This is a genomic window from Streptomyces sp. SAS_270 (genome assembly GCF_052543295.1).
The window spans coordinates 9997-15961 of record NZ_JBMNDS010000135.1; the positions used below are offsets into that span (position 1 = coordinate 9997).

General features: G+C 69.7%; 3 protein-coding genes. 2 read left to right on the top strand and 1 reads right to left on the bottom strand.

All coding sequences use genetic code 11. The annotated features are described in order from the left end of the window. Nucleotides 1-55 precede the first annotated feature (55 nt). Complete coding sequence (locus tag ACN6LB_RS44220; RefSeq protein WP_445030855.1) at nt 56-1510, bottom strand: APC family permease; 1455 nt, start codon at nt 1508-1510, stop codon at nt 56-58. Nucleotides 1511-1710: 200 nt separating this feature from the next. Between ACN6LB_RS44220 and ACN6LB_RS44225 the strand changes: the two genes are divergently transcribed. Together ACN6LB_RS44225 and ACN6LB_RS44230 are read left to right on the top strand one after the other, a co-directional pair. Next, nucleotides 1711-2892 (top strand): ROK family transcriptional regulator, encoded by a 1182-nt coding sequence (locus ACN6LB_RS44225; RefSeq protein ID WP_445030856.1) that lies wholly within the window; start codon nt 1711-1713, stop codon nt 2890-2892. 283 nt (nt 2893-3175) lie between these two features. Beyond that, nucleotides 3176-5920: a glycoside hydrolase family 2 protein gene (locus ACN6LB_RS44230; protein ID WP_445030857.1), complete on the top strand. Its 2745-nt coding sequence runs from the start codon at nt 3176-3178 to the stop codon at nt 5918-5920. Nucleotides 5921-5965 lie beyond the last annotated feature (45 nt).

Here is a 5965-nt window from a genome sequence, read left to right on the forward strand (position 1 = left end):
GGCGGGCCCTGTTTTCCCGGGCCCCCCCCGCCTTCGCACACCGGCCGGCTCCCCCTTACGTCCCGGCAGGCTCCGCGTCCGGAGTCGGTGGGGCCAGGTACTCCTCCGTGATCTCCTTCGGGCCGAAGGGCCACACCTTCTCCAGGCGTGCCCAGACGATGTACGCGACGCAGCCGAGGGCTACCCAGGCGAGGGACCATTCGATGGGGTGGCGGCCCGGGGAGTTCTTGTCCGCGTAGCCGTAGATGGTCAGCCAGCCGGCTAGGGCGATGAAGCTCGGCAGCGGGTAGAGCCACATGCGGTACGGGCGGCGCAGGCCCGGCTGGCGTCGGCGCAGCACGGAGAGGGCGAGGATCTGGGCCAGCGCCTGGACGATCACCATGACTGTGGTGAGGAGCTGGATGAGGGTGGCCAGGTCGGTGTGGCGCCCGATGAGGAACCCGATCGCCGTGACGACACCCATGGTGGCCAGGCCCAGCATCGGGAACCGGTGCCGGGGGTGCAGCTTGGCGTACGGGCGGAAGAAGACGCGTTCGCGTGCGGCGTCGTAGGGGACGCGGGAGCCGCCGAGCAGGCCGGTGAAGACCGAGGCGAAGGCGGTGATGAGGATGAGGACGGTGACCGTGTCGGCGGCGCCCTTGCCCCAGGTCTTCTCCAGCACGGCGGAGGCGACGGAGGTGGAGGCGATGTCGCCGGGGTCGGTCATCCGGCGCCAGTCGATGACGCCGAGCGTGCCGATCTGCAGCAGCAGGTAGATCGCCATGATGCCGAGGATCGAGAAGATGATGGAGCGGGGCAGCGTGCGGCCCGGATCCTTGATCTCGGCGCCCATGTAGGCGGTGGTGTTGTAGCCGAGGTAGTCGTAGATGCCGATGGTCAGGCCCGCGGCGAAGCCGAGCCAGAAGTGGTTGCTCGCGAAGTCGAAGGCATGCGCGGGGTAGGTGAAGGCCAGGTGCGGGCTGAAGTCGCTGGCTGCGGCCAGGATCACCAGCAGGACCGAGGTGATCATGACGGCCCACATCACGGCGGTGATCCGTGCGATGTGCTCGATGCCGCGCCACAGCAGAACGACCACCAGGGCGACGATGCCGAGTCCGACGAGGTCACCGGTGGTCTCGCCCATGTCGGGCGCCAGGTAACCCAGATATTGGACGAAGCCGACCACACCCGTGGACATGATCAGCGGAATGAAGAGCATGGCCGTCCACACGAACAGGAAGGGCATCAGGCGCCCGGTGCGGTACTGGAAGGCCTGGCGCAGATAGACGTAGCTGCCGCCGGATCCGGGCATCGCCGCGCCCAGCTCGGCCCAGATGAGTCCGTCGGCGAGCGCCAGCAGGGCGCCCGCGACGAAGCCGATGACCGCCTGCGGGCCGCCGAAGGCGGCGACCATCAACGGGATGGTCACGAACGGCCCGATGCCGCACATCTGGCTCATGTTGATGGCGGTGGCCTGGAACAGGCCGACGCGGCGGACGAAACCGCCGGTGGGTGGCGGATTTTCGGACATGGAGGCCTCCTGAAGCAGGACACGGGGAGGGGTACGGCGGGACGGCCGACGTCGGTCGACGGCCGTCGGATCAAGGGCGGCGGGTATCCGGCCGGCGCTGGGCTCCCCTTGGCTCGCCCGGCGAGGCTGACTGGGCGATAAAGTTAAGGAGCCTTACTAGATGCGTCAAGAGGGTGCCACGTATGCGTGAGAATGGTGCGATGCCCGCCAGCGACGCCGCAGCGCAACCCGAACAGCCCTGGAACCGTCAGCGGCTGCGGAGCTCCAACGAGCGGCTGCTGCTCGACCGGCTGCGTACCACGGGTGCGGCCTCGCGCGCCCAACTCGCCCGCGACACGGGCCTGTCGAAGCCCACGGTCTCCAGCGCCCTCGCCTCTCTGGCCGAGGCCGGACTGGTCCACGAGGTCGGCACCCACGCACCGGAACGCGGCCGGGTGGCTGTCCTCTACGCCCCGGACCCGGCCGCCGGGTACGCGCTGGGCATCGACATCGGCCGCGGCTGGCTGCGCGTGGCGGTCGCCGATCTCGACGGCGCCGTGGTCGCGCGCGCCGACGTGCGCAACCGCGCACGCACCTCCGGCGCCATGGCCGACCTGGTGGTCTCCACGGCACACCAGGTCGTCGCCAACTCCGGCGTGAAGCCCGACGAGGTGGTGCACGCGGTCGTGGGCACGCCGGGTGTGTACAACGAGAAGCAGCGCCGGGTGCGCTACGCGATGCATCTGCCCGGCTGGGGCCGCGCGGGCCTGTTCGACCGGATGCGCGAGGAGTTGGCCATCCCGCTGGAGGTCCACAACGACGCCAACCTCGCCGCGCTGGGCGAGTACACCTACGGCGTGGGCGCGGGGAGCCGCCTCTTCACGTACATCATGATCGGCACCGGGCTCGGCATGGGCGTCGTCAGTGAAGGCCGGCTGTTCACCGGAGCGCACGGCGGGGCCGGGGAGATCGGATTCCTGCCGTGGCCGGGGCGGCACAAGCCGGACACGCTGGAGGACGCCGTGTCGGGGGTGGCCGTCGTCGAGGCGGCGCGTCACTTCGGGATGACCGGGCAGCTCACCGCGAAGGCCGTGTTCGACGCGGCACGGCAGGGGAACCCCGCCGCGGTCAAGGCGGTTGGGCTGGAGGGTGAGCGGATCGCGCACACCGTGGCGGCCGCGGCCGCGGTGCTCGACCCCGACCTGGTGGTGCTCGGCGGCGGCGTGGGCCACAGCCTCGACCTGCTGCTGCGTCCGGTGCGCGAGACCCTGCGCGGCCTCACACCGCTGCGCCCCAAGATCGTACCGAGCCTGCTCGGCGAGGACGCGGTGCTGCTGGGCGCGGTGGCCACGGCCCTGGGGACCGCGCGCGACGTGGTGTTCGAGCGGCGCTCGGCCTCGTAACTCCGGCTTGTGCGGCCACTCTTGCCCCGCTCTTGCCTCCCCTTGCGCGGGACTCCGCGGTCTCCCCTTGCGCGGGGGTCTTCCGCCACGCGGCGGTCTCCCCTCCTGGCGCGGTGGTGATTGACATGGTCTGCTCTGCGGCTTAGCTTGTGGGCCTAGTTAGTAAAGTTTCCTAACTTGATTGGTCGCGGACTCGCTCGCCCGCCCCTGCTGTGCCCAGCCCCCGCCCCCTGACCCGCAGTGCCGAAGCGCGGATGCTCCCCCACCTCCCAAGGAGACCACCGTGTTCCACCGCCCTGCCTCCAGACGGCGCTTCGCCACGGCCGCCGTCGCTCTCGCCCTGCTCGGCACGCTCACCACGAGCGCGTGGACGGGCGGCCACGGCAACGGAGAGCCTCACTCCCCCACTCCTCGCAGCACCGCCGTCGCCTCCACGCCGGGAACCACCACCGCGCTCTCCGGTTACGCAATCCAGTCGACGGCCGAGGTCACCGACTCCGCGGCCGCCGTCTCCAGCCCCGGCTACCCGACGGGCGGCTGGTATCCGGCGGGCCCGCGCTCCACCGTTCTGGCCGCGCTGCTCGCGGGCGGAAAGTATGCGGACCCGTTCTACTCGACCAACCAGCAGAAGATCCCGAAGGCCGACTTCGACGTCCCTTGGTGGTACCGCTCCGACTTCACCGTCGCCGACACCTCCGAGCGCACCCAGCTGGACTTCAGCGGGGTGATCTCGGCGGCCGACGTCTATGTGAACGGCCGGCAGATCGCCAAGGCCGCCGACGTGGCGGGCGCCTACACCCACCACGAGCTGGACGTCACCTCACTGGTCCGGGCGGGCACGAACACGGTCGCCTTCCGCATCCAGCCCAACAGCCCGAACAAGAACCTGACCATGGGCTGGATCGACTGGCTCCAGCCGCCGCCCGACGAGAACATGGGCATCGTCCGCGACGTCCTCGTGCACCGCGGCGGCCCGGTCGCGCTGCGTGACGCGCACGTGGTGACCAGGCTCGACGTACCGTCCCTGGCCTCCGCGGATCTGACGGTCAAGGCCCGGGTCCGCAACGACTCCGATGCCCCGGTCACCGCGACGGTCTCAGGCACGATCGGCTCGCTGGCCGTCAGCAGGACCGTACCCCTCGCGGCGCACGAGACGAAGCCGGTCGTCTTCGCGCCGGCCGACTTCCCGCAGCTCCGTCTGACCTCCCCGAAGGTGTGGTGGCCGGCGGGCATGGGCGAACAGCCGCTGTACGGCCTCGATCTGACCGCCTCCGTCGCCGGCACCGTCTCCGACACGGCCCACGAGCGCTTCGGCATCCGGGACGTACAGGCGCCACTGAACTCCGACGGAGCACGGCAGTACCGCGTCAACGGCCGCAAACTGCTCATCAAGGGCGGCGGCTGGTCGCCCGACGAGTTCCTGCGCTGGGACCGGACCTACGTCGAGGACCGGCTGAAGTACGCGCTCGACCTCGGCCTCAACACCATCCGTCTGGAAGGCCACATCGAGCCGGACGAGTTCTTCGACCTCGCCGACCGCTACGGCATCCTCACGCTTCCCGGCTGGGAGTGCTGCGACAAGTGGGAGGGCAACGTCAACGGCGGTGAGTCCGGTGACAAATGGACCGCGGCCGACTATCCGATCGCCAAGGCGTCGATGGCCGCCGAGGCCGCACGTCTGCGCGACCACCCGAGCGTCGTCTCCTTCCTCATCGGCAGCGACTTCGCTCCCGACGCGACGATCGAGAAGAACTACGTCGACGCCCTCAAGGCCTCCGACTGGCCCACCCCGGTGGTCGCCGCCGCCTCCGACAACTCCGCACCCATCAGCGGCGGTTCAGGCATGAAGATGTCCGGCCCCTACGACTGGATCCCGCCGAACTACTGGTACGCCAAACGCGAGGGCGGCGCCACCGGCTTCAACTCCGAGACCAGCGCGGGCCCCGACATCCCCACGCTCGACACCCTCCGCCGTATGCTCTCCCCCGCCGAGCTCGACACCCTCTGGAAGAACCCGAACGCCAAGCAGTACCACCGCTCCCCGTCGTCGACCTTCGGCACCCTCAAGCTCTACGACGACGCCCTGACCGGCCGCTACGGAGCTCCGGCCGGCCTCACGGACTACGTACGCAAGGCCCAGCTCGCCCAGTACGAGAACGTGCGCGCACAGTTCGAGGCGTACGGCCGCAACGCGACGGACGCCTCCAAGCCGTCCACCGGAGTCGTCTACTGGATGTTCAACAGCGGATGGACGTCACTGCACTGGCAGTTGATGGACCGTTACCTCGACCAGGGAGGCGCCTACTTCGGCGCCAAGAAGGCGAACGAGCCGCTGCACGTCCAGTACTCCTACGACAACCGCTCCGTCGTGGTGGTGAACAGCCGGCATGCCGCCGCCTCCGGACTCACGGCCAGGGTGACGCTCTTCAACACCGACGGCTCACAGCGGTACGACAAGTCGGCGGCCGGTCTGAGCGTGGGCGGGGACGGCGCGCACAGTACGGCGCTCACCGTGCCGTCCTCGGTCAGCGGCCTGTCGGCGACCTATCTCGCCCGCCTGACGCTGACCGACTCCGCGGGCCGGGAAGTCAGCCGCAACGTCTACTGGCTCTCCACCAAGCCTGACACCCTCGACTGGGCCAACACCGACTGGTACTACACGCCGACGACCAGCTACGCCGACCTGAAGGGGCTCAACTCCCTTGCGCAGGTACCGATTTCTGCCTCCGCGTCGACCGATGCCGGAGCGGACGGCACGTCGACGACGACGGTCACCGTACGGAACGCGGGCAGCGACAGAACTCCCTCACTGCTGACCGACGTCCACCTGGTGGACGCGTCGGGCAAGCCGGTGCTGCCCGTTCAGTGGTCCGACAACCAAGTCAGCCTGTGGCCGGGCGAGTCGGCGACGCTGAAGGTCACGTACCGCACGGCGGATCTGCACGGGTCCGTGCCGTACCTGCGGATCTCCGGGTGGAACACACCGGAGAGGACGGTCACGGCGGCCAAGGTGCCGAAGCAGCGGTAGGAGCGAAGGACTGAGGGACTGGAGGGGCGGGCCCGGACGGCGGGC

Excerpts from the sequence above, each read along its gene's own strand:
- ACN6LB_RS44220 (WP_445030855.1), bottom strand. The coding sequence starts at position 1,510 with ATGTCCGAAAATCCGCCACCCACCGGCGGTTTCGTCCGCCGCGTCGGC.
- ACN6LB_RS44225 (WP_445030856.1), top strand. The coding sequence starts at position 1,711 with ATGCCCGCCAGCGACGCCGCAGCGCAACCCGAACAGCCCTGGAACCGT.